Source organism: Asaia bogorensis NBRC 16594 (genome assembly GCF_001547995.1).
GTDB classification, from domain to species: Bacteria; Pseudomonadota; Alphaproteobacteria; order Acetobacterales; family Acetobacteraceae; genus Asaia; species Asaia bogorensis.
In genome coordinates, this window is the sequence record NZ_AP014690.1 from 312,490 (window position 1) to 337,513 (window position 25,024).

General features: G+C 59.7%; 26 protein-coding genes, 1 tRNA gene and 1 pseudogene. 13 read left to right on the plus strand and 15 right to left on the minus strand.

Annotation, left to right across the window (positions count from 1 at the left end; all coding sequences use genetic code 11):
• Window positions 1-75 precede the first annotated feature (75 nt).
• From Asbog_RS01440 to panB, 3 genes are all read right to left on the minus strand, one after another.
• Window positions 76-804: an SDR family oxidoreductase gene (locus Asbog_RS01440; RefSeq protein WP_023977913.1), complete on the minus strand. Its 729-nt coding sequence runs from the start codon at window positions 802-804 to the stop codon at window positions 76-78.
• Between the two features lie 110 nt (window positions 805-914).
• Window positions 915-1,760 (minus strand): pantoate--beta-alanine ligase, encoded by an 846-nt coding sequence (gene panC, locus Asbog_RS01445; RefSeq protein ID WP_062163820.1) that lies wholly within the window; start codon window positions 1,758-1,760, stop codon window positions 915-917.
• The gene (gene panB / locus Asbog_RS01450) at window positions 1,757-2,575 is read right to left on the minus strand and encodes a 3-methyl-2-oxobutanoate hydroxymethyltransferase (protein WP_062163821.1); all 819 of its coding nucleotides are present in this window, start codon (window positions 2,573-2,575) and stop codon (window positions 1,757-1,759) included. Before panB ends, panC begins: the two co-directional genes overlap by 4 nt.
• A gap of 228 nt (window positions 2,576-2,803) precedes the next feature.
• Here panB and Asbog_RS01455 point away from each other — a divergent pair, with 228 nt between their 5' ends.
• Window positions 2,804-3,901 carry a branched-chain amino acid aminotransferase gene (locus tag Asbog_RS01455; RefSeq protein ID WP_062165631.1) on the plus strand — a complete coding sequence of 366 codons (1,098 nt, stop codon included), beginning with the start codon at window positions 2,804-2,806 and terminating at the stop codon, window positions 3,899-3,901.
• 142 nt (window positions 3,902-4,043) lie between these two features.
• On the opposite strand, the gene Asbog_RS14605 is transcribed toward Asbog_RS01455, so the two are convergent.
• On the minus strand, window positions 4,044-4,355 hold the full coding sequence (locus Asbog_RS14605) for a hypothetical protein (protein WP_062163822.1): 312 nt from the start codon (window positions 4,353-4,355) through the stop codon (window positions 4,044-4,046).
• A 119-nt stretch (window positions 4,356-4,474) separates the two neighbouring features.
• Between Asbog_RS14605 and folP the strand changes: the two genes are divergently transcribed.
• The 4 genes from folP to Asbog_RS01480 all read left to right on the plus strand — a co-directional run bounded on the left by folP (window position 4,475) and on the right by Asbog_RS01480 (window position 8,144).
• On the plus strand, window positions 4,475-5,371 hold the full coding sequence (folP, locus tag Asbog_RS01465) for a dihydropteroate synthase (protein ID WP_083510648.1): 897 nt from the start codon (window positions 4,475-4,477) through the stop codon (window positions 5,369-5,371).
• Window positions 5,368-6,246 carry a 2-amino-4-hydroxy-6-hydroxymethyldihydropteridine diphosphokinase gene (folK, locus tag Asbog_RS01470; protein ID WP_062163823.1) on the plus strand — a complete coding sequence of 293 codons (879 nt, stop codon included), beginning with the start codon at window positions 5,368-5,370 and terminating at the stop codon, window positions 6,244-6,246. Before folP ends, folK begins: the two co-directional genes overlap by 4 nt.
• Window positions 6,243-6,899 carry a GTP cyclohydrolase I FolE gene (folE, locus tag Asbog_RS01475; protein ID WP_122038643.1) on the plus strand — a complete coding sequence of 219 codons (657 nt, stop codon included), beginning with the start codon at window positions 6,243-6,245 and terminating at the stop codon, window positions 6,897-6,899. The genes folK and folE overlap by 4 nt, the downstream gene beginning before the upstream one ends.
• A gap of 66 nt (window positions 6,900-6,965) precedes the next feature.
• A complete protein-coding gene (locus Asbog_RS01480) occupies window positions 6,966-8,144 on the plus strand; it encodes an SMP-30/gluconolactonase/LRE family protein (RefSeq protein WP_083510649.1) in 1,179 nt (392 codons plus the stop codon).
• Between the two features lie 73 nt (window positions 8,145-8,217).
• Here the strand turns inward: Asbog_RS01480 and Asbog_RS01485 are convergent, their stop codons facing one another.
• Together Asbog_RS01485 and Asbog_RS01490 are read right to left on the minus strand one after the other, a co-directional pair.
• Window positions 8,218-8,934 (minus strand): MgtC/SapB family protein, encoded by a 717-nt coding sequence (locus Asbog_RS01485; protein WP_062163824.1) that lies wholly within the window; start codon window positions 8,932-8,934, stop codon window positions 8,218-8,220.
• A gap of 124 nt (window positions 8,935-9,058) precedes the next feature.
• Complete coding sequence (locus tag Asbog_RS01490; protein ID WP_062163825.1) at window positions 9,059-9,838, minus strand: SDR family NAD(P)-dependent oxidoreductase; 780 nt, start codon at window positions 9,836-9,838, stop codon at window positions 9,059-9,061.
• Between the two features lie 98 nt (window positions 9,839-9,936).
• Here Asbog_RS01490 and Asbog_RS01495 point away from each other — a divergent pair, with 98 nt between their 5' ends.
• Together Asbog_RS01495 and Asbog_RS01500 are read left to right on the plus strand one after the other, a co-directional pair.
• A complete protein-coding gene (locus Asbog_RS01495) occupies window positions 9,937-10,524 on the plus strand; it encodes a hypothetical protein (RefSeq protein WP_062163826.1) in 588 nt (195 codons plus the stop codon).
• 297 nt (window positions 10,525-10,821) lie between these two features.
• On the plus strand, window positions 10,822-13,107 hold the full coding sequence (locus Asbog_RS01500) for a Hint domain-containing protein (RefSeq protein WP_062163827.1): 2,286 nt from the start codon (window positions 10,822-10,824) through the stop codon (window positions 13,105-13,107).
• 22 nt (window positions 13,108-13,129) lie between these two features.
• On the opposite strand, the gene Asbog_RS01505 is transcribed toward Asbog_RS01500, so the two are convergent.
• On the minus strand, window positions 13,130-13,750 hold the full coding sequence (locus tag Asbog_RS01505) for a 3'-5' exonuclease (protein ID WP_062163828.1): 621 nt from the start codon (window positions 13,748-13,750) through the stop codon (window positions 13,130-13,132).
• Window positions 13,751-13,989: 239 nt separating this feature from the next.
• Here Asbog_RS01505 and Asbog_RS14455 point away from each other — a divergent pair, with 239 nt between their 5' ends.
• Window positions 13,990-14,148, plus strand: coding sequence for a hypothetical protein (locus tag Asbog_RS14455; RefSeq protein ID WP_171840639.1), 159 nt, complete (start codon window positions 13,990-13,992; stop codon window positions 14,146-14,148).
• 115 nt (window positions 14,149-14,263) lie between these two features.
• Here the strand turns inward: Asbog_RS14455 and Asbog_RS01510 are convergent, their stop codons facing one another.
• The 4 genes from Asbog_RS01510 to Asbog_RS01525 form a co-directional block, all read right to left on the minus strand.
• Complete coding sequence (locus tag Asbog_RS01510; RefSeq protein WP_062163829.1) at window positions 14,264-14,812, minus strand: 6-pyruvoyl trahydropterin synthase family protein; 549 nt, start codon at window positions 14,810-14,812, stop codon at window positions 14,264-14,266.
• On the minus strand, window positions 14,799-15,500 hold the full coding sequence (gene queC / locus Asbog_RS01515) for a 7-cyano-7-deazaguanine synthase QueC (RefSeq protein WP_062163830.1): 702 nt from the start codon (window positions 15,498-15,500) through the stop codon (window positions 14,799-14,801). Before queC ends, Asbog_RS01510 begins: the two co-directional genes overlap by 14 nt.
• Entirely contained in the window at window positions 15,500-16,141 is a 642-nt protein-coding gene (gene queE, locus Asbog_RS01520; RefSeq protein ID WP_062163831.1) for a 7-carboxy-7-deazaguanine synthase, read from the minus strand. The genes queC and queE overlap by 1 nt, the downstream gene beginning before the upstream one ends.
• 66 nt (window positions 16,142-16,207) lie before the next feature.
• On the minus strand, window positions 16,208-17,212 hold the full coding sequence (locus Asbog_RS01525) for a retroviral-like aspartic protease family protein (RefSeq protein ID WP_062163832.1): 1,005 nt from the start codon (window positions 17,210-17,212) through the stop codon (window positions 16,208-16,210).
• A gap of 310 nt (window positions 17,213-17,522) precedes the next feature.
• Here Asbog_RS01525 and Asbog_RS01530 point away from each other — a divergent pair, with 310 nt between their 5' ends.
• Complete coding sequence (locus Asbog_RS01530; protein WP_171840640.1) at window positions 17,523-18,500, plus strand: MBL fold metallo-hydrolase; 978 nt, start codon at window positions 17,523-17,525, stop codon at window positions 18,498-18,500.
• A gap of 114 nt (window positions 18,501-18,614) precedes the next feature.
• On the opposite strand, the gene Asbog_RS14460 is transcribed toward Asbog_RS01530, so the two are convergent.
• Window positions 18,615-18,761: a hypothetical protein gene (locus tag Asbog_RS14460; protein ID WP_171840641.1), complete on the minus strand. Its 147-nt coding sequence runs from the start codon at window positions 18,759-18,761 to the stop codon at window positions 18,615-18,617.
• 173 nt (window positions 18,762-18,934) lie between these two features.
• On the opposite strand from Asbog_RS14460, the gene Asbog_RS01535 reads away from it, so the two are divergent.
• Both Asbog_RS01535 and Asbog_RS01540 read left to right on the plus strand, forming a co-directional pair.
• Complete coding sequence (locus tag Asbog_RS01535) at window positions 18,935-19,786, plus strand: ABC transporter permease (protein WP_023977934.1); 852 nt, start codon at window positions 18,935-18,937, stop codon at window positions 19,784-19,786.
• Between the two features lie 2 nt (window positions 19,787-19,788).
• Window positions 19,789-20,553 (plus strand): ABC transporter ATP-binding protein, encoded by a 765-nt coding sequence (locus Asbog_RS01540; protein WP_062163833.1) that lies wholly within the window; start codon window positions 19,789-19,791, stop codon window positions 20,551-20,553.
• A 125-nt stretch (window positions 20,554-20,678) separates the two neighbouring features.
• On the opposite strand, the gene Asbog_RS01545 is transcribed toward Asbog_RS01540, so the two are convergent.
• From Asbog_RS01545 to Asbog_RS01555, 3 genes are all read right to left on the minus strand, one after another.
• A tRNA-Asp gene (locus Asbog_RS01545) sits at window positions 20,679-20,755 on the minus strand.
• 165 nt (window positions 20,756-20,920) lie between these two features.
• A complete protein-coding gene (locus Asbog_RS01550) occupies window positions 20,921-22,129 on the minus strand; it encodes a phosphatidylinositol-specific phospholipase C1-like protein (RefSeq protein ID WP_062165636.1) in 1,209 nt (402 codons plus the stop codon).
• A 122-nt stretch (window positions 22,130-22,251) separates the two neighbouring features.
• On the minus strand, window positions 22,252-23,382 hold the full coding sequence (locus Asbog_RS01555) for a phosphatidylinositol-specific phospholipase C1-like protein (protein WP_062165637.1): 1,131 nt from the start codon (window positions 23,380-23,382) through the stop codon (window positions 22,252-22,254).
• Window positions 23,383-23,917: 535 nt separating this feature from the next.
• Here Asbog_RS01555 and Asbog_RS01560 point away from each other — a divergent pair.
• Window positions 23,918-24,538: a class I SAM-dependent methyltransferase gene (locus tag Asbog_RS01560; protein ID WP_062163834.1), complete on the plus strand. Its 621-nt coding sequence runs from the start codon at window positions 23,918-23,920 to the stop codon at window positions 24,536-24,538.
• A gap of 251 nt (window positions 24,539-24,789) precedes the next feature.
• Window positions 24,790-24,981, plus strand: a pseudogene (locus Asbog_RS14140) (lysozyme inhibitor LprI family protein); the annotation flags it as partial.
• Between the last annotated feature and the right edge of the window lie 43 nt (window positions 24,982-25,024).

The window sequence follows — 25,024 nt, forward strand, 5'->3', positions numbered from 1 at the left end:
CGGGGTCATGTTCTTGTCCAGCAGAGTCTCGCAGGCGCTCGGGCTCAGCGAGCCTGGACGCCCTTGATCTCTAAATCAGACGTCAAAGCCGTTCGGCAGCAGAACCAGGTCACGAACGACCGTACCCTTGCGGCGCGTCAGCATGAAGATCAGCGCTTCGGCCACATCGGAAGGCTGCATCATGCCGCCGCCTTCGAGAGCAGCCTTGCGGCGCTCGGGGTCCCAGTCATTGATCAGCGGCGTGACAACCGGGCCGGGCTGAATCGCGCCGACGCGAACGCCATGCGGTGCCAGCTGGCGACGGCAGGTATGGGTGAAAGCCTGCACGGCATATTTGGAGCCGGTATAGATCGGCTCAGCCACGATCGGCACAACGCCTGCCACCGAGCTGGTGATGATGATATCGCCGCTGCCCTGCTTGATCATGGGCACCATGGCGACGCGCGCCGAGTGGAATGCCGCATTGATGTTGAGGTTCAGCATACGGTCCCACACATCCGGGTCGCCTTCCCAGGCGTTGCCACCGACATAGGAGCCAGCATTGGCGAACATGATGTCCAGGCGGCCCTGCTCGGCCAGTACGGTATCGACAGCCTGCTGGATGCTGGCATGACGGAAGAGGTCGACCTCGACGCCGTGCAGCTTTTCACCGAGCTCTTCGCGGGCCTTTTCCATGGCCGCCTTGTCGCGGTCGAGGACATAGACGATAGCGCCAGCCTTGATGAGATGACGAACGCATTCCAGACCGATGCCGGAAGCACCACCCGTAACGGCGGCGACCTTGTCCTGTAGCGGAAGCGACATGCTTGCATACCTTCTTGTGCATCGGTGCCTTCCGGCAGGAGGGCACCGGAGGCCCGACATTCGGGTCGCGCCTCAATATGCGGGTATCATGGCACGGCCCCGCCGCAGAACTAAATAACGATATTGTCAATAAGGCGCACAGAATCGAGAGCGGCAGCTACCAGTAATCGGAGCGATCCCCGGTCATATTTTGTTGCGAATACATCATTGATGGAAGTCAGGCTCTCGGCCTCGCAGCAGGCGAGATAATCAACCGGCTGAAAACCGGACCGGGCAAGCCTCGTTTTGGCCTGAGCCAGCGCCTCGGTGACAGGGGTGCCCGCTCGCAGTTGCGCGGCAGTTTCCTGCAACGTGGCATGCAGTTCGGGCGCGATGGCACGCGCTTGCGGGGAGAGCCGACGGTTGCGCGAGGACATTGCCAGACCATCGGCTTCGCGCAGGGTCGGGCACGCCACAATGTTGATCGATATATTCAGATCCTGAACGAACCGGCGGATGATCTGAAGCTGCTGCCAGTCCTTTTCACCGAAAAAAGCGATATCCGCCTGCGTAATGCCGAAGAGCTTGGTCACCACGGTCGCCATGCCGTCGAAATGGCCTGGCCTGTGGGCGCCCTCCAGCATTTCCGTCATGGTCATGACCTGCACACGGCTGTTGAACCCCGCCGGATACATGGTGTCGACCGAGGGGATGAAAATCGCGTCCGCATCGCCCAGAAGGGCGATATCGGCCTCTTCCGTGCGGGGATAGGTGGCGAGATCAGTCGGATTGTTGAACTGCGTCGGGTTGACGAAAATCGAGACGATCACCCGGTCGGCCTGCTTGCGCGCCTGTTTGACGAGGCTCAGATGGCCTTCATGCAAGGCACCCATCGTGGGAACGAGCCCTGTCGTCTCTCCACCCTCTTTCCAGCGCCGGACGGTCTGGCGCAGTGTCGCGATATCGCGAATGATCATGAGCGCTCTCCAAAGCTGTGCTCGGGCCCCGGAAAGGCGCGCGCCCGAACGTCCTGCGCATAAGCGGCAAGAGCCTGTTCGGCCTGCTCGGCAAGATGGGCATAACGCTTGACGAATTTCGGCTTGAAATCGGCAAAAAGCCCGAGCATGTCGTCAATGACGAGTATCTGGCCGTCACATTCAGGTCCGGCGCCAATACCGATCGTCGGGATCGTCAGAGCCTGCGTGATGGATTCACCGAGTATGCGAGGCAGTTTTTCGAGCACGACGGCAAAAGCGCCCGCCTCCTGCACAGCCCGGGCGTCGTCCATGACGCGCTGTGCATCCTCGTCGCGGCCCTGAACCTTGTAGCCGCCCAGAGCATGCACGGCCTGCGGGGTAAGTCCTACATGGCCCATGACCGGAATGCCGCGTGCCACCAGAAAGGCAATTGTCTCCTTCATATGCACGCCGCCTTCGAGCTTGACCGCGCTCGCGCCGGTTTGGGCCAGCAGGCGCGACGCGTTGCGAAAGGCCTGGGCCGGGCTTTCCTCATAGGAGCCGAAGGGCATGTCCACCACGCACAGGGCACGCGTGATGCCGCGCATGACGGCCTGCCCGTGCAGGATCATCATCTCCATGCTGACACCCAGCGTGGAGGGTAGGCCATGCAGGACCATACCGACGCTGTCGCCCACCAGAACGATATCGCAGGCCGCATCGGCAAGGCGTGCCACCGGTGTCGTATAGGCGGTAAGGCACACAAGGGGCGCGCCACCTTTTTGCGCTTTTACGGCCTGCGGGGTGAGGGTCCGGATGGGGGTCGATGCGCTCATGATACGCCCTTCTGCTCATCAGCCTCTGTCACAGGCCTGTCTATGGTCCGTTTGCCTGATCCGTTTAGGGAGTTGCCGCCAGCATGGCCCTCCACCTTGCCGGGTGGCAGGAAAGGCTCACGAAAGCGTCAGGCGAGGGGCTGTTCTTCTCTCTCCCTATCAAAGGGTGTCAAGATGCAGCGAACGGGATAGAGTGCGCTGACTGTTGACACGAAAATGGATCAGACCATGGTTTCCGAGAGCGCAGCCCTGCATTTCACCATCGAGCCCACCAGTAATCCGACTCCTGCGGATCACCGTGCGGATCTTATTGCCAATCCCGCTTTCGGACGTGTCTTCACCGACCATATGGCCATTGTGAAATACACCGAGGGCCGCGGCTGGCACGATGCGCGCATCACCGCGCGCAAGCCGCTCACCCTCGATCCGGCGGCTTCGGTCCTGCATTATGCGCAGGAAATTTTCGAGGGCATGAAGGCCTACCGCACCGAAGGAGGGGGTATTGCGACTTTCCGTCCCGAGGAGAATGCCAGGCGCTTCCGGGCTTCGGCAGAGCGTATGGCCATGGCCGACCTGCCGCAGGAAATTTTCATGCAGGCCGTCGATGAACTCGTGAAGATCGATCAGGACTGGGTGCCGACCGGTGAGGGCAAGAGCCTCTATCTGCGGCCTTTCATGATCGCGACGGAAGTGTTCCTTGGCGTCAAGCCTGCATCCGAATATCTGTTCATCGTCATTGCCTGTCCTGTGGGCGCCTATTTCGGTTCCGGCTGCGTCTCCGTATGGGTGTCGGAAGATTACACGCGTGCCGCACCGGGTGGCACGGGGGCTGCCAAGTGTGGTGGCAATTACGCTGCAAGCCTTGTGGCCCAGCGCGGTTCCAAAATGCATGGCTGCGATCAGGTGCTGTTCCTCGATAGCCGCGAACAGCGTTTCGTCGAGGAGATGGGGGGCATGAATGTCATGTTCCTGCGCGATGACAACACATTGGTCACGCCTCCGCTGACGGGCACCATCCTGCCAGGCATTACGCGCGATGCCATCCTGCAGCTTGCGAAGGATCGCGGTCTGAAAATCGAGCAGACCCCGCTTGAGATCGACGAGATTTTCGCCGGTGCCGCTTCTGGCCGCTACAAGGAGGCCTTTGCCTGCGGAACGGCTGCCGTTATCAGCCCGATCGGCGCCCTGCGTCGCACGGGTGGCGAGGCTGTCTTTGGCGACGGCAAGACGCCGGGTGAGGTCTCGCTTGCGATCAAGAAAGCCTTGACCGATATTCAGGCTGGCAAGACCAATGATGCGCATGGCTGGATCCACGCCATCACCTGAAACCAGTTTCCAGGGTTGCCAGGGATCCTTTCGTGGAAGGGCCCTGTCATGGCAGGGCCCATCAGTGGCGTATTTTATGCGGACAGGGCCGGTCAGGATGATATCCGACCGGCCCTGTCTCGTTCTGACCTGCGTTACGTGATCAGTAGTTTTCGTCCATGGCCTCCGGGGGCGGGGCATGACGCTCGGGTTCGATGGTGCGGCTCATGGCAGCCACTTCCTCATCCTTCGAGGCTGGCTGCGGGCTGAAGCCGGGGTGCTCGCTGCGTCGTTCAAGCAGGACGCTCTCGAGCGCTGATGGATCAGCGGCTTCTGCCTGACGGAAAAGCTGCTCCGCTTTTTCCTGTTCGCCTTCCTCCTCGGCGCGCAGGGCCGCCTCTGCAAGGGCGCGGGCGCTGTGATGCTTGTTGTCTTCCCCATCGAATACGGGGGTGTCGAACTGGTCGTTGGCCATGATGCGTCTCCTTCTCGCAGGATAGAACAGCGGGCGAAGGGGCCGGTTCGTTTTTCTGGACCTGTCCGCTCCCATACTCTAAGAGCGTGGTTCCCTCAGTCCCGACATGAATGGATGTTATGGAAGCGGTCGGCTCCGCGGTTCACAAGGCCCAGTGGCAGGACAGGCGCGATGCGCTCAAAGCCGCGATATGGGGTGCGCATGAGGCGCATGAACCGCTGATCATGGGTATCGTCAATGCGACGCCTGACTCGTTCTCCGATGGCGGCTTGCACGACGCCCCCGACCTGGCCATCGACCATGCGCGCCAGCTGATTGCCGAAGGGGCGGCCCTGATCGATGTCGGGGGTGAATCCACACGGCCCGGCGCGGCTTTTGTCCCCGCGTCTGAAGAGATCATGCGCACACGCCCTGTCATGCTGGCGCTGCGCGACCAACCCTGTTTCCTGTCCATCGACACCTACAAGGCCAGTGTGGCGCGTGAAGCAGTGCGTGCCGGGGCGGTCATGATCAACGACGTATGGGGCATGCAGCGCGACCCCGCCATGGCGTCGGTGATGGCCGAAACCGGGGCAGTGGCCGTGCTGATGCATAATCGCGAGACCATCGACCCTGGACTGGACCTGCGTGACGAATTCCGGCGCTGTTTCGATGCCATCCTGACGCAGGCGCTGCGTGCCGGCATCAGGCGCGAGCATATCGTGCTCGACCCCGGTGTCGGGTTTGGCAAGACAGACCCGCAAAATCTTGAGAGTATCCGGCTGATCGGTTTCCTGCGTGAGACATATGGCGTGCCGGTGCTGCTGGGCCTGTCGCGCAAATCGCTGTTCGGCCGCCTGCTTGGCCGCGACGTGAATGAGCGTCTGGCGGGTACTCTGGCCGCCAATCTTGGCGGTCTGACACAGGGCGCGGCCATTTTGCGTGTTCATGATGTGGCCCCGCATGTCGATGCGGTGCGTATTGCTGCAATGCTGGGCACCTTCCGCCCGCAACCCGAGAGGTCCCCCCTGTCATGACCCAGTCGGTCATTCGCCTTGACGGCATACAGGTCTTTGCCCGGCACGGCGTACTGCCTGAAGAAACACGGCTCGGGCAGAAATTCCTGATCGATCTGGTTGTCACAGCCGATACCGCCCAGGCCACGGCCAACGACGATTATCGTCACGCAGTCTGTTATGCAGCGCTGTGCGACCATGTGATGGCGATTGCCGCTGGTGAGCCGGTGCAGCTGATCGAAACGCTGGCCGACCGCATCGCGCAGGATCTGCTGGCGCATTTCCCCACCATTGCGCGCCTGACCGTGCGGGTCAGCAAGCCGGGTGCACCCATCGCCCATCCATTCGGCATGGTGAGTGTCGAGACAACCAGAGAGCGAACCCTGCCGGTCGGATTTTCGCTTGGGTGCAATATGGGGGATCGGCAGAGTGCGCTCGCGCTTGCGGTCACATGGCTTGGCCTTACGCCGGGTCTGGAAATCACCGCGGTGTCAGGCCTTTATCGTACGGCGCCATGGGGTGGGGTTGAGCAGCCCGATTTCTATAATCTTTGCGTCACGGGTCGCAGCAGTCTCGATGCCATGGCGCTCTTGCGCGTCTGCAAGGATATCGAGACCCGTCTCGGGCGCGTGCCTTCGGTGCGCTGGGGGCAGCGCGCGATGGATGTCGATCTGCTTTATCTGGGGACGCAGGAAATCAGCAATCCCGTTCTGACCCTGCCGCATCCCGGTATCGCGCAGCGGGCTTTTGTGCTCGTTCCCCTTGCAGAAATCGCATCGGAACAGAAAATCAGTGGACTTTCGGTTTCGGACATGTTGGACAGGCTCCCCCGCGAGGCTGATGACGTTGTCCCCTGCGCGGAAGACCCGTCTTGCATTGCCGAGGACCAGAAATGACCAAACCGACTGCCGATCTCGTGGCGCTGGATGCCGCCCGCCACAAGGGGCAGGGTGGCGAGCGCCCCATCGCACCGATTGCCAGGCCGGATGATGCCGAGACACGCATCGCCGGTGCCGTGCGCGAAATTCTTGAGGCTCTTGGTGAGGATCCTGACCGGGAAGGGCTGTTCGAGACGCCGGGTCGTGTGGCGCGCATGTATCTGGACGTGCTGGGTGGCTTGCATGAGGACCCGCGCGACCATCTGCACAAGCAGTTTCTGGCGGACCAGCATGAAGGGGCAGTTATCGTGCGCGATATCGGCTTCCATTCGATGTGCGAGCACCACCTCCTGCCGTTTTTCGGCAAGGCTCATGTGGCCTATCTGCCTGAGGGCGGGCGCCTGACCGGGCTGAGCAAGATTGCGCGCACGGTCAATGTTCTGGCCCGTCGCCCCCAGTTGCAGGAGCGCCTGACAGACCAGATAGCCGCGTCCATCATCGAGGTTCTCGAACCCAAGGCAGTCATGGTGCTGGTCGAGGCCGAGCACATGTGCATGGCCATGCGCGGCATACGCAATGTCGGCAGTCGTACGGTTACGACAGTTGTGCGTGGCACCTGGCAGCGTGATGCGGCGTTACGTGCCGAGATCATGTCCTTGCTCAAGGGCTGAACGTCACGCTGCTGTGGTTTGACGCGAGAGCCCTGATCGCCTTGATGACGGACAGGAAGAGGGAATATGAAAACACGTCTGACCCTGTGTACCCTTGCGCTGTCTCTCGCAGCCACACTTGTAGCGCCGCCCTCATACGGGGCTGACGACGCCTCCATGCCGGATATGACCGGCATGGGCGATCCGCCTGCCGACAGTATCGACGCTGGCTACAAGCCCAGCGGCAATGTGACGGTCATCGGCCGGTTTCACGATGCCCAGCCCTCCGGCATCGCCATTCTGTCCGATCATCGCATGGTGCTGGGCTTTCCCCGCAGCCTGCACGATCATGATGGCCCCCGTCTTGCCCTTTACAGTCATGGCCAGCTCACGCCTTTCCCCGATGCTGAAAGCCAGGGAAGGTTTGTGTCGCCGCTGGGCATGACCGTCGATGCAAGCGGGCAGCTTTGGGTGCTGGATGAGGGTATTCTTGCAGAGAAGGGCACTGTGCCGGGGGCAGCGCGTCTGTTTCATATCGACCCGGTAGCAGGCCGGATTGTGGAGGAGATCGCGCTCACGGCGCCGGCATTGCGCTCTGACAGCCATCCCAACGATGTTCGCATCGATCTGACGCATGGCGATCGGGGGACGGCGTTCATTACCGATTCTTCCCTGACCGTGCATCCTGCGTTGATCGTGGTCGACATCGCCACCGGCCATCAGCGTCGCCTTCTGGCTGATACAGAGCCGGTCATGCCCCGTCATGGCTTCATGGCCGTGCTCGATGGCAAGGCCTCGCGGTACAACCCGGACAAGCCGACAATGGCGCAGGCAGGCGCCAACGGGATCGGGCTGAGTGCCGATCAGCAAACGCTTTTCTGGCAGCCTCTGACCAGCCGTGAACTCTACTCAGCCCCGACAGCCGTTCTGGCAGACCCACGGGCGACCGAAACCGAAATCGAGTTCAGCGTGAAGGATGAGGGCGAGGCAGGCATGGGTGATGGCATGGCCACCGCTCCCGATGGACGCCTTTTCCTGACCGATATCGAGCGTCACGGTATCCTGCAAAGGGCGCCGGATGGCACGATTTCTGTTGTTGCCCATGACCCGAGACTGATCGCCCCTGATGGTCTGGCCTATCAGGGCAACGCACTCTATGCGACGATCGGCCAATGGTCGCGTCAGCCTGCTTTCCATAATGGGGTAAACCAGGAGCAGCGCCCCTGGCTTGTGGTCAAGATCACCCTGCCATCCCCGGCACCCTGAGAACGTTACGGGCTGGACCGCTTACAGCCGTGTGAATTTGCCTGTTCTGGTGTTTTTATCTCTTCGTGGTCGCTCAGTTATCGGTGTTGAGCGACCACGACGCGGCTGTGACACGGCTGTCAGTCATCAGACTGGCGACAAGCTGTTCCAGCGCAGCGGGGCCATTCGATGACACCATGAGGGAAATGGCGATGGCAGTCTGGTCGTCTTTCTCATCGCTGAGCGCCAGTTTGCCGATCGTATAATCGGCCTCTTCCAGACGTTCCTTGATCAGCGCCGTCACCGTCTGGATATCGAGCGCGCAGGTGACGATGCGCAGAGCGTATCCCGTCTCCATGGTCTTGGCCTGCAAGGGAATACGATCGATGGCTCTCACGATCGGTCTCAGAAGGGTATTGCCTGCGATGATGAAGAAGGTGAGCAGGAACCCTTCTGCCAGCATATCGCTGCCTACGCACGCGCCTACCGCTGCCGAACACCAGAGCGTGGCGGCCGTGTTCATGCCGCGTACATTCGCCCCTTCTTTGATGATCGCACCGGCCCCCAGAAAGCCGATGCCTGACACGACATAGGCAATAACCCGCAGGGATTCGACATCGCCGGCAATACGCTGCGCCAGATCGACGAAAGCCGCGCCCCCAAGCGCCACCAGCGCATTGGTGCGCACACCGGCTGTTCGCTGTCGGTATTGCCGCTCGGCACCGATCAGGGTGCCGAACACGAAGGCGCTGAGCAGGCTGATGCTCGAATCAGTGAAGGAATGAAGGTCGAACGTTTCGATAAAGCGCATCGGGCGCTCCAGTCTTGATCATGGGCTGGTCCGGCCTGTCTAGAACATGGCGCTAGGCAAGGGGAATATCTGTAAACGTGCTTTGTGCAGCTGGCCGATATCTGGTCTGGACGTTCTGAGGCTCTCAGCCTGGCTGGGCGGCAGAACCAGCAAGCAGACCGCCATCAATCGAGAATTCCGACCCCGTTATGTAGCCTGATTCATCGGAAGCCAGCATGACACAGAGTGAGGCTACCTCATCGACCGTTCCAAAGCGCCTGAGTGGCGTATCGGCAACCAGCGCTGCCATACGCATTTCGCGGTCAGGGCCCTCTCCCAGCATGGCATCCCATATCGGGGTCAGAATGGCGGCCGGGTGTACGGAGTTGCAGCGTATCGCCCAGCCTTTCTGCGCGGCATAGAGCGCGACCGTCTTGCTGTGGTTGCGTATGGCGGCCTTGGATGAGGCATAGGCCGCTGCGGCGGGTATACCGACGAGCCCGGAGCGCGATGAAATGTTGATGATGGAGCCCGTGCCCCTGCCGCCCATCTGGCGCAGGGCGTAGCGACACCCCAGAAAGGTACCATCCAGATTGGTGGCATGGACGGCGTGCCAGTCGGCAAGGGTGGCATGTTCGGGGTTATGCGCCACCATGCCCTGCTCGAAGCCGGTAATTCCCGCATTATTCACAACGATATCGGGTTCAGGACAAAGGGTTTCGAGCGCAAGCCAGTCAGCCTCGCGCCGCACATCAAGCGGTATGAAACGACATGACAGCACCTCGGCAGATTGCTCGCCGTTTTCGCGGTCGATATCGGTCATGATCACCTTGCAGCCTTCGTCACGAAAATGCCGGGCGATGGCCAGCCCGATGCCGCGGGCCGCCCCGGTGATAACGGCGGTTTTGTTTTCGAGACGGCGCATGGCTTTCTCCTGCTCTCAGGATCTATGTTCCGGTTGTTTCCCGGCTGGATCATACAGGCTCCCGTCAGAACAGGCTTAAACAAACAGGAGTGGGTTGGATGACAGGGCTGCGAACGCATCGGTCGCGCGGGGATACGGAGAATTCCACCCTGGGACATGCGGATTTTCGGGAAGAGCATGCGCGTGTCATCGAAGCTGATGCAAAATCCTGTCTGGATGCAGCCGAGGCCTTTGAGATCGATCAGGACTGGCTGATCAGGCTTTGCCTCGCCTTGCGCGATCTGCCCGGCAGGGTGCTCAAGGGACGAGAGGCTCATCGTTTCAGCAAGAAGAGCTTCGTCTTTCTCGGTCGGGAAGGGGACAGGTTCCTGCGTTATGGGCTCAGCGGGCAATTCTGGCGTGCGGATTACGGCCTGTCCAAAAGTGGGATGTGTACGCCAGAGGCATGGCAGGCGGCGTGTGGCCTGACCCGCCTCCTGCTGGAGTTTGAGGCTCACCCTGACGGACCAGACCGGACATATCTCGTAACCCGTACTCTCATTGCATGCCCGGATGAGGCAGAGCGGCGGCAAATGGCGCTCTACTGGGCTCTCATACGTCCTGTCAGTGGCTTGATCAGGCACCGTATCCTGCGTGGAATTGCGCACCAGGTCAGCAGGATGACGGACAACAAACATTCTTATTGATCACGATGGAACACGACGCGGTCGCTCGACCGGAATGCCCTGGACGAGATCTCAAATAAATAATCATTACGATTGGTTATCATGGCCATATGGAAATGGCTGGGTCCCATTCAGAGTGCCTGAAATAGTTTATATACAGAACAAACAAGCAGGAATGTCGCATGCACCATGCGAAATCGCTTGTCATGCAGCGACATAATCCTCTATCACGGCGCCGTTACCGTTAAATATCAGGATATTCTCCCATATTTTGGTGAGTATTAATTAATATCCATTAATTATCGTTAAGGAGCAGCCTTGCCTATTCGCCGTACAACAAGTGGCGCCACGATCACCAGTGGGGCGACCAATTACGTCACTGGCGGTCAGGTGACGTCGGGCGATCTTGTTTACGGCCTTAATGGCGGCACCGATTATCCGGCGGTCGATCTCGCCTCGGGTGGTACCATATCAGGGGCAACGGTTCTCTCCGGTGGCGTGGTTGCTGCTGCCGCCAATGGCACGACTTACGGCGGTACGGCTTATGAGAGCGGGTCGTTTGCGGCGCTCAATCAGGGTGTGGTCATCAGCGCGACCATCACCTCACGCGCTGGTCTCGCTGTTGGTAACTTGTCCGGTTACAACGGCGCACAGGCCAGTGCGATTGCCCCTCATGTGCTCAATGGCGGTCAGGCGATTGTTGGCGGCGGGTTCACTATCAAGGGCCAGACCTTTGCCGGATCCGGGGTTGTTTCCGGCGGGACTTTCGAGGTGGGCTCGACCGAACAGCTTGCCAGCGGCGGGACGGATATCGGCGGTATCTTTGGCGGCACACAGGTTGTCTCGTCGGGTGCTCTGGCAGTCCGGGGTATTTTCAGTGCGGGCGTGCAGCTGGTGCAGGGTGGCCTGGCGTCGAGCTCGGTTGTCTCCGCCGGTGGAACGGTTGTCGCAGGAAGCGGGGGCACGATCAGTGGCCTGACGATCGGGAGTGGCGGCACCGGGCTGACGCTATCGGGTGGTCTTGTCGTCAATCAGCTTGTCGCTGCACGCGGTCTGGCCGTCGTGTCATCTGGCGGCGTAGTCAGTGGTGCCACAATCGCGTCCGGTGGGTCGGAAACTGTTCTTTCCGGCGGGGTGGTCAGCGGCGCGACCATTCTCTCGGGTGGAACCCAGAGCGTGTCTTCAGGAGCTACAGTCCAGAAGGCCGTCATCTCCGCCGGTGGCTCCATGATCGTGGCATCCGGGGCGACCATCGCTGGCCTGGTGGTGGCCGGCGCGACGTCCAGCACGGGGGCAGCGGGATTGCTGACAGTCTCACCCGGTGCTGTTCTCACCAATCTGAGCGTCGGGTGGCGTGGACGTATCGATATCGAGGGACTGGCGTACAAACCGGGCGGCAAGATCACAGTCAGCAACGGTATCCTGACAGTCACCCACTCAGACGGCACGAGCTGGTCCACGGCGCTCACTGGCTCGTACAAGGCGGGTGATTTCCATCTGGAAGCCGATAGCGATGGCAGTACCGAACTCGTCTATGACAAGTGCTTCCTGGCTGGCACCATGATCCGCACGCCTGAGGGCGAGCGGGCGGTTGAGACATTGCGCGTTGGTGATCTGGTCTCGGTGAATGGTGCTGGCGGGTCCAATATCCGTCGGATCGAGTGGGTCGGTTCGGCTGAAATCGTGGTTGACCCGGCGCGTTCTGATGATGTTGCGGGATACCCTATTCGCTTTAGGGCCGGGGCTCTGGGCGGTGGCGTTCCAGATCGTGATCTCTTCATTACGCCCGAGCACTGCGTCTATATTGAGGGGGCTCTGGTACCGGCGCGCATGCTGGTCAATGGTCACAGCATTGCCTATGACCGTACGCGGACCCGCTTCAAGATCTATCATTTTCGTACCGAGACCCATGCGATTGTCTGGTCGAACAATATGCCGACCGAGACCCTTCTCGATCATGGCGAGATCATGGGTCTGAAGCCCCATGAGGCGCCAATATCTGCGATTTCGGCAGGGATACCTGTCGCGCGGGGGGACGTCACAGGCAGCCCCCTTCCGCTGCTTCCGGCTATTGCAGAACCCGAGAGAGCTGCTCCCTTGCGTGTCGAGCGCAGCTTTGTCGAGCCCCTGCACCGTTCACTGGCCGATCGAGCAAGCCTGTTGTCATCCGAAGCCCCGCGGGAAGGAAGTGCGACGGGTCATGAAGATGCCGAGCTGCATCTTGTGAGTGCCGATGGACAGATCATCAAGCCGGTCAGGCGAATCGATGATATGGTGATCTTCCAGATCCCGTCCGAACTGGAGGAGGTCCGCATACGCTCACGTGCAGCTCGTCCCGATATGGCCGAGGGGCCGTTTGTGGATGACAGGCGCCATCTTGGCGTGCTGGTGGGCGATGTCCATTTCTGGGATAGCTGCGGCATGACCCGGATCGACACCCATCTGAGCGATGCTGCCCTCGAGGGTTGGAATGGGCTCGAAGCGGCCCCGATGCGCTGGACCGGAGGCAATGCACGGCTACCTCTGGGGATGCGCCGGGCTGGGGCGCCGGGTGTGCTGGGCCTGACCATCAAGGCAACAGCACGATACGGCGCGGCTGCCTGATGTACTGGATCACGATGGGGCGTCAGGTAAAAAGCTGCTCCTGACGCTGCATATCGCGCCCGGCACGCAAGGCCGCGCCACGGCGGATATGGCGCGTCTGTGTGAGCCGCAGCAGCGCCTCGGGGTCGGCCAGGGCAAGCTGTCGTTGCAGGATATGGGCGGTGACATAGGCATCGGGTCCTGCCCGGTGGGCGGGTGAGGCACTTGCGCGGTCCAGATCGAGCTTGAGCCAGTAGCGCAGGATCTGGTTTGTATGTCGTGGGGCGTCGGGCCAGAGTTTCTGACCGATACGCAGCGTACAGAGCCAGGGCAGACCTTCCGTCATCGTGTCGGTCAGAAAATGCCGCTCGAAAGCGATATGATGGGCGCAAAGCATGTCCGGCACGGGATTGCGCCGCACCAGCGCACTCAGGGTTTCCGGCGTGGCCGTGGGCAGTTCATCGGAAAAATCCTCGTCCATCAAATGGTGAACGGCCTGTGTCTCCGGTGTCAGCGGCGCCTTCGGTTTGAAGAGTTGCGTGTGGACAGGCTCGATCAGCCATGTATCGCCCTGCAGGACAAGATCGACCGAGCCGAACTCGATGACCTCAGAGGCGGTGGGGTGAGCCCCGGATGTTTCAAGATCAATAACGCGCAGTCTCATGGCTCTGTTTAGACCTGTTTTTCTGATGGAGCGCGAGTCCTGAACGCCTGGTTTCTTGATCTGCCTCCCGTGACGTCAAGAAATTAAATCCTTCGATCCATCGATGATTCAGAACCGCTCAGGGCATTGGGCGTTAACGAGGCACGGGAACAAATCGATGGGCTCATGCCCCATTCTTTCATGGCAATGCCAGATTGGCGCCACGTTCCCTTGTTGTCGTTCCAGTGAAGGAGATAGTCATGAGCAAGACGGTAACCCTGCCTCAGACTGAACTGCCCGCTAGCAGCGAGCCTGCCAAGCTGGGCGTAACATCACCACGTGACATCAAATCCGATGACCATGGCGCTTTTCGTGTCCATGTGCAGCTGCTCGGTCATGAGTGGTCACAGACGCATTGATAGCCGGTGCCTGACCCGACTGTAACCGGTGAACCTCCGGACGACCAGGAGCGCGTTGTGTTGCCCAGCTTCGCTTGGAGCAGATATAGGCGGACCTGACGGGGCAGGCGTCTCGTCAGTTCTGCGTCAGAAGATCGGAAATCGTATCGTCCGCACGGTTCCACCAACAGGACTCCGGAGGAGCTTCTGTCACCGGCAGGTAGAATTCAGGGCCGCCAGTCAGGCAGACCGTGTTGGTCGGTGTTTCCTCGAGTGACAGGCTGGTGCAGCATAGCACGTCACCATCAGCACGCAGGAAGGCCTGCAGCTTTGCATAGAGCAGTGCGGCCATCATTTCCGTGGTCGGATCCCCCGGTGTCACGACCAGCCTGTCTGCCCGGGCGGGCTCATTGGTGAGAAACCAGCTCAGCAATGGATCTGATGAAGAAATCTGAAAGGCATGGTCGAGGCGTGTATCGATAAAATCGTGCCAACGCCGTTTCGCGTCAGCAAACGGGATGACCATGTTCTGCGCGCCGTCCAGCCGTGCAGGTTCCCGAGCCTGCAACGTGACGGTCACGAATTCATTATGGCCATGGGGAATGGCACAACGCTCCGAGCTACCGGCGATCAGCCGATGCCCCATGCTGAACCGCCTTGTGAAGCTTAGTTCAAGCGCTGACATAACTGGCCCATCCCTTGGCACGAAGCTCACAGGCAGGGCAGGTGCCACAGCCATAGCCCCAGTCATGCAGATGGGCGCGGTCGCCCATATAGCAGCTATGGCTCTCACGATTGATGAGCGCCACCAGCCCGTCACCCCCGATACGCTCGGCCAGACGCCAGGTTTCCGCCTTGTCGAGCCACATCAGGGGCGTATGCAGCACAAAGCGTGTTTCCATGCCCAGATTGAGCGCGACCTGAAGGGCCTTGATGGTGTCATCGCGGCAATCAGGATAACCGGAGTAATCAGTCTCGCACACGCCTGTCACGATGTGTCGTGCGTTGCGCCGAACGCCAAGCGTCGCGGCAAAACTCAGGAAGAGCAGATTGCGCCCCGGCACGAAGGTTGAGGGCAGGCCGTTCTCGTTCATCTCGATCGCCGCTTCGCGCGTCAGGGCCGTTTCCGAAATCCGCCCCAGCACCGAGAGATCGAGCGTATGGTCCGGACCAAGACGCTCACGCCATTGCGGGTTCTGGCGCATCATGGCATCGCGCAAGGTATCGCGGCATTCCAGCTCGATCGCATGACGCTGGCCATAGGCGAAACCGAGAGTCTCGACATGGGCAAAGCGGTCGAGCGCCCAGGCAAGACAGGTTGCCGAATCCTGCCCACCTGAGAAAAGAACGATGGCCGTGTCATCAGAGAGCATCAGGGAATCCCGATCAGCTTGTGGGTTTGCAGGGACAGACGCCAGCGCGGGTGCTTCAGGCAGTAGGCGACGGCCTTGGCGGTATTGGCGATGCGATCCGGCCCGTCCATGGGTTGCAGCCAGAAATGCTCGAAATCCCAGCCCTCAAACAGCTCGGGGGGCAAGCTTTCCTGCGGAAAGACCAGCTTGAGTTCCTGGCCGGTCTGCTGCGTGACAACGCTGGACGGTTTTGGACTCACGCAGATCCAGTCGATCCCCTGAGGGGCGTTGATCGTGCCATTGCTCTCGATTGCAATCTCAAAGTCCGCTGCCTTGACAGCAGCGATCAGCGCGGGATCGATCTGCAAGAGCGGCTCGCCGCCTGTGAACACGACATAGCGTCCTGCCTGATCGCCCGCCTCGCTCTTCCAGCATTGCACAAGCGCCTCAGCCAGAGCGTCGGCTGTTGCGAAACGCCCGCCGCCTTCGCCATCTGTTCCGATGAAATCGGTATCACAGAACTGACAGGCCGCCTTGTGACGATCTTCTTCGCGACCCGACCAGAGATTGCATCCGGTAAAGCGGCAGAACACGGAGGCACGCCCGGTATGAGCCCCTTCTCCCTGCAGTGTCGCAAACATTTCCTTCACAGCGTATGGCATGCTCCGCATGTCGGCGAGGCGGGCTGTATATGCAAGTGAAAAAACAACGAATAAGGGGCGGTCGGGTTATTTCGTTACCGGTGTAACGCCAGCGACCGGGGTGATGGGAATGGGCGGAGCATCCTTCATTTCCGAGACGTGCTGCACATACATCACATCCTTCGTGGTCAGCCAGATGCGGGTCTGATGCAGGAAACGCGCACCGAACAGGGCATGGTCGATATTATCTGCATCATCAATGGTCACCCACGCATTGCTGATACGGAAATCTGCCATATCGAGATGGTCGAATTGCTGATGATAGCTTGTAACCGTGTCATCTCCAACGGCCATGCTGTCCGTGCTTGACGGGTCTTTCTTGAGGTCGCGACGGGTGATTCCGAGTTTCTCATGGGCCAGCGAATAGGGTAGCAGAACGTGGGATGAGCCTGTGTCGAAAATTGCCGGGATCGGTTTGCTGCCATCAATGGTGAATGTCAGGCGAACCTTGTTGTCGTCCCAGTCCCGTTCAATCGGTATCTTATGAACCGTTCCCTGCCAGTAGGGGGTGATATAGGGGCACCGGCGCATGTCGAGCATGTACATCGCATGATGCGGCATATCGATCACCAGATCGGACGCCATCAGCAGCTCTGCGCCGAGCAGTCCGACAATGGGGGGCAACCCTTTGGGCGTTCGGGGCGCCATCGACTCTGTGAGGACAAATGCATGGTCGGTCGTGGCTCCGGAGCCCAGATCAAGCCTGTCGATGCGAACAACGGCGCTGCTTTCGATGCCATGCACACCTCTTACCTGAGCTGTCGCGCCTGTGTAGTTCAGGCTGAGCATGCTGGCATTTTTTTTGAAGATGACAGAGTTGAAAGCGCCGGTATCGACCATGAACAATACGGGCTTGCCATCAATCCTGGCCTCGACAACCGGGATTGACGCCAGACTGCGCAGCCTCAGGCGGCCCAATGTCCGGATCTCGCAATGACCGGGCTGAAGCGGTGGCTGGTCATCGCACCCTGCCAGTAAGAGAGGGCCCATCATCAGGGGCAGGCAGCATATGAAGGTGTTTCTGCGGGACATTTCGGCGCTCTTTACCAAGGCGGTTCGTCCAACTGTTACATGCGTTGCGATTGCTTGCCAGTCATGACGCGTTTTATTACTGCTGATCAGCCGGTGCCACCGCTTTGCTGCGGGTCAGGACCGGGTTGTTTTCATGCCGGACTGAACTGCGCCTGAGCCCTGCCAATCGGGTGCGGCTTACTGGTATCGCTGCCAAATATTTTCCGTCATGCGGGGAGAAGCTGGCATGGGGTTCAGTCGTCATGATGCCGGAGGCCCGATGATTTCTTACCGATTACCCGCGAATCTATTGCCTGCGCTCCCTTCAAGCATGATCAGGCTATTGCTGCTGCTTGCCCTGATGGTACCGGTTGCCACCGTTCAGGCGCATGAGTTTGACATAACTGTCCTGGGGGCGGCCGGCGGGCTCGAGGATGGTAATCTGAGCGCCTATCTGGTCCGGGAAGCGGGAACGTCGTCCGGTGTGCTTCTGGATGCAGGCACAGTGCTCAACGGCATCGAAAAAGCCGATGCGGCCCATGCCTTCGATGGCCTGGATCTGGGCGCCGACCCATCAGCCTCACGCAGTGGGGTGATCCTCCATCGTGTGATCAAGGGCTATCTGCTGAGCCATGCCCATCTCGATCATGTGGCAGGTCTGGTGGCCATCTCGCCTGAGGATCCGGGCAAGTCAGTCTATGCCCTGCCGTCGGTCCTGTCGGTGCTTCAGGAGGATCTGTTCAATCACCGTGTCTGGCCCAATCTGGGTGACAGAGGGTTGAAACCGGCTTTCGGGCTGCTTCACTATCATGACCTCACGCCGGGTCAGACAATGCCGCTCTCAGGAACGCCGCTGAGCGTCACGGCTTATCCGCTGAGTCATGGCGGGGTGGAATCCACGGCCTTTCTCCTCCATTCCGGTCAGGATGCCCTGCTTTATCTCGGGGATACCGGCCCGGATGCCATCGAACCGGGAGGCCATCTGGCGGCGCTCTGGCACGAGGTGGCCCCACTGGTAAGAACTGGCCATTTGCGCGGGATCATCATCGAATGTTCGTATGACAACCGACGGGCGGATAAACAGCTTTTTGGTCATCTGACGCCTCGATGGCTGCTGTCAGAGCTCGCCGCACTTCAGGCCCTTGCAGGCGTGTCCATGACGGGTTTTCCCGTTCTGGTTTCGCACATCAAGCCCCTGCTTGACGCCGGACCGACGGCGCAAACGCGTATCCGCAACGATCTGGATCGGGATAACCGGTTGGGATTTCATTTTACTCTGGCCAGACAGGGAATGACGCTGCGTCTTTGATGCTTTGGGAGTGCCTTTTATCAACAGCGAAAGTGTATGAGGAGGGTGGTTCGGGCAGCTCCCCCTGTCTTGAAAGCGCGAGCCAGGCAAAGGCGTGGCAGGTTGACGCCTGATCTAGTCGTCCTGCTCTTCAAACAGGCCTGACCGGTTGATACGTCGTACCAGAAAGGCAGCCAGCAGCGGGCCGATCGCGTATGTCGCGAAGACAAAACCGATCATGAAGTAATCGCCACCGTCCATGCCTGCTTGCTTGTCCCGCACAATGAACAGCAATCATAGCCGACTCTACCGTCGTGAATCCATCTCAAGACCTCGTCTGCCGCCGCAGGACACCGGATTTTGTCCGGAACGGAATGCATCGCGCGCGCCCGCTCTTGGAGGAAGGCGGCGGAGCAGGTAGAGCTTTCCTCCTGATCCAGCGAAGAGCAAGAAGCATGAACACAATCAAGGCAGAGTCAGGTCGAAAAGAGCCTATCCTCGATCTGTTCCCCCTGACCGCCGCCGGACGTTTCAGGGCAGCCCTGGCCGATTTGCGTGCAGGGCTACGCCTGTTGCCCCTTGCGATGATGCTCGGTTGGCTCGATATCAAGATGCGATATCGTGGTTCGATGCTGGGGCCGTTCTGGTTGACCATCACCACTGCCGTCATGGTGGCAGCGCTCGGCTTTCTCTATGCCGAACTCTTCAACATGGTCATCAAGGATTATCTGCCCTTTCTCGCGCTGTCGCTGGTGTTGTGGGGGTATATCTCAACACTGATCGGAGAAAGCACGACAGTATTTTCTCAGGAAAGTCGCATGATCCAGGCGGCACGTATGCCGTTCAGTGTCTTTGCCCTGCAGGCCATCACGCGCAATATCCTTGTTCTGCTGCATAATGCGGTGGTCGTGCTGGTCGTGTTTCTCATCTTCCATGTGACACCGCTTCATATCTGGCTGGTTCTGCCAGCACTGGCACTCTGGCTGGTGGACAGCTTCGCACTGATGCTGTGTCTGGGTCTGTTGGGGGCGCGCTTTCGCGATATCCCTCCCATTGTGCAATCCCTGCTTCAGGTGTTCTTTTTTATCACCCCCATCATCTGGCGCCCCGAACTGGTCGGGACGCTCCAGCATTGGATATTGCTCGACCCGTTCTATTCGCTGATCGCCATCATGCGCACGCCGCTGCTGGGAGAACCAACCCCTCTTGCCCTGTGGGAGGTCGCCCTGGCGCATAGCGCTGTTCTGATCGGTTTTGCGGTTCTCGTCTTCACGCGCTTTCGCGCACGCATCGCGTACTGGGTTTGAACATGACCAGAGTTCTTGTAGATGGCCTCTCGCTCAGTTTTCCGGTCTATCACGCGGACAGCCGAACCCTGAAACGCTCCATGGCCCGGGCTGTGGCCAACCGGTCGGTTCATCGCGCGGGAAGTGCCCTCATCGAGGATGCCCGTCATCGCGTTACAGTAGACGTGCTCAGGGACGTTACCTTTGGCTTGCAGAGCGGTGAGCGGCTCGGTTTGATCGGTGGCAATGGTGCTGGCAAGACGACCCTGCTGCGGGCGCTGGCCGGTATTTATGAGCCTGTTGCAGGCCGGGTGCGCATCCGCGGTACGATCGGTACGCTTCTTGATACCCAGCTCGGCATGAACATGGAGCTGACAGGCCTGGAGAACGTGCGACTGCGCTGCCTCTCTCATGGCATGAGCGGCGCGGGGACGAAATCCGTGCTCGAGAATGTCGCCGAATTCGCCGAACTGGGTGACTTCATCGCCCTGCCAGTCAAGACCTACAGCAGCGGCATGCTGGTGCGTCTGGCTTTTGGGCTTGCGACAGCCATCACGCCCGACGTGCTGCTGATGGATGAATGGTTCATGGCGGGTGACATCACCTTCATGGAAAAGGCGAAAAAGCGTCTGGAAGCGCTCGTACAGGACGCGGATGTGCTCATCATGTCATCGCATCAACCCGAAATTATGCGTAAATGGTGCACGCGTTTGATCTGGCTTGAGGAAGGGCGTATCCGCCTCGATGGTCCATCCAGCGCGGTGCTGGATGCCTATCTCGCGACATGAGACAAGGTCGCGTGGTGCCCGGGGCTGAGGCAGGGCGCCTCGGCCCGGCATGATCGGTCGATCAATGGGTAATACGCGCACGATGGCAGCGTAATGCACCATTTTCTCATATTTTCATGGGAAAGTGGCGCGAGTGACGGGGCTCGAACCCGCGACCTCCGGCGTGACAGGCCGGCGCTCTAACCAACTGAGCTACACCCGCATGGAGCGTTTCCGCTCCGGCGACCGTGTCGGAGGAGGCTTGTAGCGACCTCGTCTTCGGTGAAGGGGGAACTACCAGCCCTCATTGTGTTTGGCAACAGGGGGAAAGAAAGAATTTTGCATTTTCTTCCCCTTGCCCCTGTTTTCCTGTGTTCCGGGGCGGCGCTCAGAGTTTGGGCGCGGTGGGTTCCAGCGCCGAATCGCGGCAGGAAGCAGGGGCATTGACCGGGTTGCAACGCATCATGGCCCCACCCGGAAATGACACGCTGTAATCGTGCCAGCGGGCAGGGGCATAAAGCGGATAATCCGTGCTGATCAGCTGTGCACCATCCTCAAACGCGGTCTGGCGACGAGCAAGGTCGTTGTGACGCGCCTCCAGCGTATCGCCATCGGCACGTGTTCTAATGAGATAACCTTGTCGGACCAGATCGGGCACGATCTTTGCCGCTTTGGCATTATCTACCGCCTCGAAATCACCGACCTTCTTGCCTACAAAACCTTCGTTGATTTCGGTAAAGGCACATGTCGGCTCGCCGGGCCTGCCATTGGGAAAGATCAGCCGTCCCTTGAGCGCTGGGTGCCCTACCAGATAGCGCGCAGTGTCATGAGGGCGCTCGAACACGAAGACAATCTTGCCCCGGGCTTTGGCGAGGCTGGGCCAGCCTTTGCTGCGTATGGCGGTGTTCAGGTCAGGCGCGTCACCACGCACATCATCGGGCGCCAGAATGCGGTTGCGTCCGAAAACTTCCAGCAGCTCGGCGTCAAGACGGTCATAGGTGGCCGGAGTGAAAATTTCAGGCTGCGTGAAGGGGACTTTTCCCGGTGGCGCAGATTGCTTCGTCTCCAGATCGACGAAAATCGGCAAATGCCCCGGATGCGCGTCTGACCAGGTGCGAATGATGCCAAGGCAGGCCTTGAGCGGCTGGCAGGTCGAACGCTGGTCGATATCGACGATATGCATGACCTTGAAGTCATTGCCTTGCATGATGGCTGGATCGACAGGATCGGCCTCCGGGGTGAGGCCTGCCTTGCGCAGCCAGTCGGGACCCTTGGGATGGGCATAACGCCCGCCCTTCATGTCGGCATAAAGGTCGAGCTCGATTTGCCTGATACCGTGATCGAACTGCACGGCAAGCGGCGCGTGCTGATAGTCGAGCGTGATTGCGGCGTCAGGAGCGACTTTTGAAAGCCACTGCATGGTGACGGGCGACATGGCGGCACGGTAGGAATTATGTGTGCCAATCACCTGAATTTCGTTGAGGTGAACCGTCTCGTCGGGCGATGCCGGCACGGCGCCTGGCGCATTCTGCGCATGACCGGACGATGAGAGTACCGTGAGCGCGGAGGCGGCGAGAAAAAGAGATAAGCGTTTCATGAACATGTCTCGGATCATTTGGCCTGGACATGAAGAAATGAAGCAAGAGGCGGAAATATCGGCATGACATTCCCGCCGTCATCAAAGATTAACAGACCAGCGTGACGCCGGCGCCGAGTGCCTTATGGCTCAAGAGCCGGAGAGCGGCAGGAGGCTGGCGCATTGACCGGGTTGCATCGGGCCACCAGCCCATGCCCGAACCCGACCGAGTAGTTGTGCCAGGGCGCTGGCTCGAAGGTCGGATAATCGGTGCTGATCAACTGTGCGCCGGATGAAAAAGCCACGTCACGACGCTCAAGCGCATTCTGACGCGCCTCGATCGTGTTGGCATCGGCCCGGGTGCGCACGAGATAGCCCTGTTTCACGAGGGCAGGGATGGTCGTTGCCGCTGCCTTGTTGTCCACCGCATCGCTGCCATTGCCCTTGGCCCCGATGAATCCCTCATTCACTTCGGTAAAGCCGCAATCCGCATCGCCGGGATGTGCATTGGTGAACACGATACGATTGCGCAGGGCCGGGTGATCCTGGACGTAGCGCGCCGTGTCATGCGGGCGATCGAACAGGAACACGATTTTGCCCCGTGCCTGTGACAGTGCAGGCCAGCCATGCTTTCTGACCCCTTCATCGAGTGTCGGGGCATCGCCACGCACGTCATCGGGGGTGATGATGCGGTCGCGACCGAAAACTGCCACCAGTTCGGCGTCGAGCCGGTCATACGTGGCTGGTGTGAAAACTTCAGGAGGCGTGAAGGGCAGTTTGCCTCCGCCGAAAGGGATATCCTGCTTGGTTTCCAGATCGATGAAGACCGGCACATGGTTGGGGTGGGCGTCCGACCATGCCCTGATCTGTTCAAGACAGGCGCGGAAAGGCTGGCAGCTCGATCTCTGATCGATATCGACAATATGCATCACCTTAAAATCCGTGCCTTGCATGGCCTGTGCCGGGGTCGGATCGGCATCGGGTGTCAGCCCTGCCTTTCGCTCCCATTCGGCACCTTTGGGATGGGCATAACGGCCGCCTTGCGTATCGGCATAGATGTCGATCTCGAGTTGGCGGACACCGTGATCGAGTTGGGCTGTCAGGGTGTCGTGATGATAATCGAGTGCAATCGCGGCCTGAGGGGAGAGGCTGGTCAGCCATTGCAGTGTCATCGGCGAGATATCGCGCCGATATGAATTATGGGTGCCGATCACCTGGATCTGATTGACATGTACGGCGTCGTCCACGGCGTGCGAGATTGCGTGCGTTTCCAACGGGGCATGATCTTGGGCCCATGATGCCGGGGCAGAGGCAAATCCCACGGTAAGCCCCGAGACAAGCATCGTGTGGCTGATCGTTGGAAATGAATGAAGTAGGTGGCGAAAGCGCATCGACAGATCCTGAAAAGGCAGGGAATGACGCGGCGCATCAAAGAGCATTGCAGAAGGACCGACTACTTAAAACGGGGAAGTCATCAAGAATTCATCGAACAGAATTCAATTCGACATATAGTGTTGGTCTCGGGTTGATGCGTGACTGGTTGATAATGCAGCTCTAGCAGGCAGTGAACTGTACTGCCGCGGATCGATACGCATGGGAGAGACCTGCAAAGGCCCGCACGCAGGCAAGGTTATTCAGAACGCATCACGCGTTGCCTGGCGATTGATCGGGCACGAGCTGGGGTTGTCATCGCGTCAAATGGAATGGTCTTTGTGCGGTCTGTATATGCCCACCCGGGCTGGAGGCCGGTATTTTATCGAGTCGCTCGGCAGGATAGAGAACCGGGGGTAGTATGAAGGGCAAGAGAACATGGAGCGTCGTCAGGATTACTGGGACAGGGTCTATACGGACAAACCCTCGACAGGCTGTAGCTGGTACGAGCCCTATCCAACCCTGTCGCTTGACCTGATTATGCAAGCGGCCCCCGGGAAGGGGCCGGTAATCGATATCGGGGGCGGGGCCTCATTCTTGCCCGATAGGCTTCTTGAAGCTGGATTTTCCGAGGTCACGAGCCTCGATCTTTCTGCTGTCGCCCTGTCTGGTGTTGCCAGACGGCTCGCGCCTTTCGGCACGCGGCATCATGTGATTGTCGCTGATGTCACGGCATGGTCGCCAGACAGGCACTACACGGTCTGGCACGACCGCGCGGCGCTGCATTTCCTGACAGAAGCCGCCGATCAGGCACGCTACGTTGCCGCCTTGCGATCAGCTCTCCTGCCCGGTGGCATTGCAGTCATAGGCGGTTTTTCCCCAGATGGGCCCCTTCGCTGTTCCGGCCTGCCTGTCATGCGTTATGACAGCGCATCGCTGTGTGCCCTGTTGGGGAAAGATTTTACCCTGCTCCGAACGGTCGATCACTTACATGAAACGCCGAACGGCACGATTCAGGCGTTTCAGTTCAATGTTTTCTCAAGAAAGCATGAACGATGAAGAGGATCGTACGCCAGTTTGCCATCGCTGTGCTTTGCGGCATTTCCCCTGGCGCCCATGCCCAGAGGATGAACGAGGACGAGCCGCTCATGGAAGCCTGTAGGGGCCAGAATGGGCAAATGGGACAGGCTGGAACCTATGACTGTCTTGAAAAGGTCAGGCGGCAGGAGGACGCTGCGCTCAACAGGTATTATCAACGAATTATTGCCCTTTTTTAGCGTAGCGACCAGCCGCGATTAAGCGATCGTGAGCCGCTGAGGCAGGCTGAGCGCTTGTGGCTGGTCTACCGGGACCAGCTCTGCCATGCCGAATATGGGCGCTATGGCGGTGGAACAGCGGGCCCCCTTGAGGATGTCGCCTGTCTGGCCGCGCTGACACGCCGGCATCCCGAGGATCTGTTGGCTGGCTATGGCTGGCTTTTGACCAAGTTTGAAGTGCCGTGATCGGGCGAATGGGTCTGATTGCGGAGCGGGTCATTGATGGCGG

Excerpts from the sequence above, each read along its gene's own strand:
- Asbog_RS01440 (WP_023977913.1), bottom strand. The coding sequence starts at position 804 with ATGTCGCTTCCGCTACAGGACAAGGTCGCCGCCGTTACGGGTGGTGCT.
- panC (WP_062163820.1), bottom strand. The coding sequence starts at position 1,760 with ATGATCATTCGCGATATCGCGACACTGCGCCAGACCGTCCGGCGCTGG.
- panB (WP_062163821.1), bottom strand. The coding sequence starts at position 2,575 with ATGAGCGCATCGACCCCCATCCGGACCCTCACCCCGCAGGCCGTAAAA.
- Asbog_RS01455 (WP_062165631.1), top strand. The coding sequence starts at position 2,804 with ATGGTTTCCGAGAGCGCAGCCCTGCATTTCACCATCGAGCCCACCAGT.
- Asbog_RS14605 (WP_062163822.1), bottom strand. The coding sequence starts at position 4,355 with ATGGCCAACGACCAGTTCGACACCCCCGTATTCGATGGGGAAGACAAC.
- folP (WP_083510648.1), top strand. The coding sequence starts at position 4,475 with ATGGAAGCGGTCGGCTCCGCGGTTCACAAGGCCCAGTGGCAGGACAGG.
- folK (WP_062163823.1), top strand. The coding sequence starts at position 5,368 with ATGACCCAGTCGGTCATTCGCCTTGACGGCATACAGGTCTTTGCCCGG.
- folE (WP_122038643.1), top strand. The coding sequence starts at position 6,243 with ATGACCAAACCGACTGCCGATCTCGTGGCGCTGGATGCCGCCCGCCAC.
- Asbog_RS01480 (WP_083510649.1), top strand. The coding sequence starts at position 6,966 with ATGAAAACACGTCTGACCCTGTGTACCCTTGCGCTGTCTCTCGCAGCC.
- Asbog_RS01485 (WP_062163824.1), bottom strand. The coding sequence starts at position 8,934 with ATGCGCTTTATCGAAACGTTCGACCTTCATTCCTTCACTGATTCGAGC.
- Asbog_RS01490 (WP_062163825.1), bottom strand. The coding sequence starts at position 9,838 with ATGCGCCGTCTCGAAAACAAAACCGCCGTTATCACCGGGGCGGCCCGC.
- Asbog_RS01495 (WP_062163826.1), top strand. The coding sequence starts at position 9,937 with ATGACAGGGCTGCGAACGCATCGGTCGCGCGGGGATACGGAGAATTCC.
- Asbog_RS01505 (WP_062163828.1), bottom strand. The coding sequence starts at position 13,750 with ATGAGACTGCGCGTTATTGATCTTGAAACATCCGGGGCTCACCCCACC.
- Asbog_RS14455 (WP_171840639.1), top strand. The coding sequence starts at position 13,990 with ATGAGCAAGACGGTAACCCTGCCTCAGACTGAACTGCCCGCTAGCAGC.
- Asbog_RS01510 (WP_062163829.1), bottom strand. The coding sequence starts at position 14,812 with ATGTCAGCGCTTGAACTAAGCTTCACAAGGCGGTTCAGCATGGGGCAT.
- queC (WP_062163830.1), bottom strand. The coding sequence starts at position 15,500 with ATGCTCTCTGATGACACGGCCATCGTTCTTTTCTCAGGTGGGCAGGAT.
- queE (WP_062163831.1), bottom strand. The coding sequence starts at position 16,141 with ATGCCATACGCTGTGAAGGAAATGTTTGCGACACTGCAGGGAGAAGGG.
- Asbog_RS01525 (WP_062163832.1), bottom strand. The coding sequence starts at position 17,212 with ATGTCCCGCAGAAACACCTTCATATGCTGCCTGCCCCTGATGATGGGC.
- Asbog_RS01530 (WP_171840640.1), top strand. The coding sequence starts at position 17,523 with ATGATCAGGCTATTGCTGCTGCTTGCCCTGATGGTACCGGTTGCCACC.
- Asbog_RS01535 (WP_023977934.1), top strand. The coding sequence starts at position 18,935 with ATGAACACAATCAAGGCAGAGTCAGGTCGAAAAGAGCCTATCCTCGAT.
- Asbog_RS01540 (WP_062163833.1), top strand. The coding sequence starts at position 19,789 with ATGACCAGAGTTCTTGTAGATGGCCTCTCGCTCAGTTTTCCGGTCTAT.
- Asbog_RS01550 (WP_062165636.1), bottom strand. The coding sequence starts at position 22,129 with ATGAAACGCTTATCTCTTTTTCTCGCCGCCTCCGCGCTCACGGTACTC.
- Asbog_RS01560 (WP_062163834.1), top strand. The coding sequence starts at position 23,918 with ATGGAGCGTCGTCAGGATTACTGGGACAGGGTCTATACGGACAAACCC.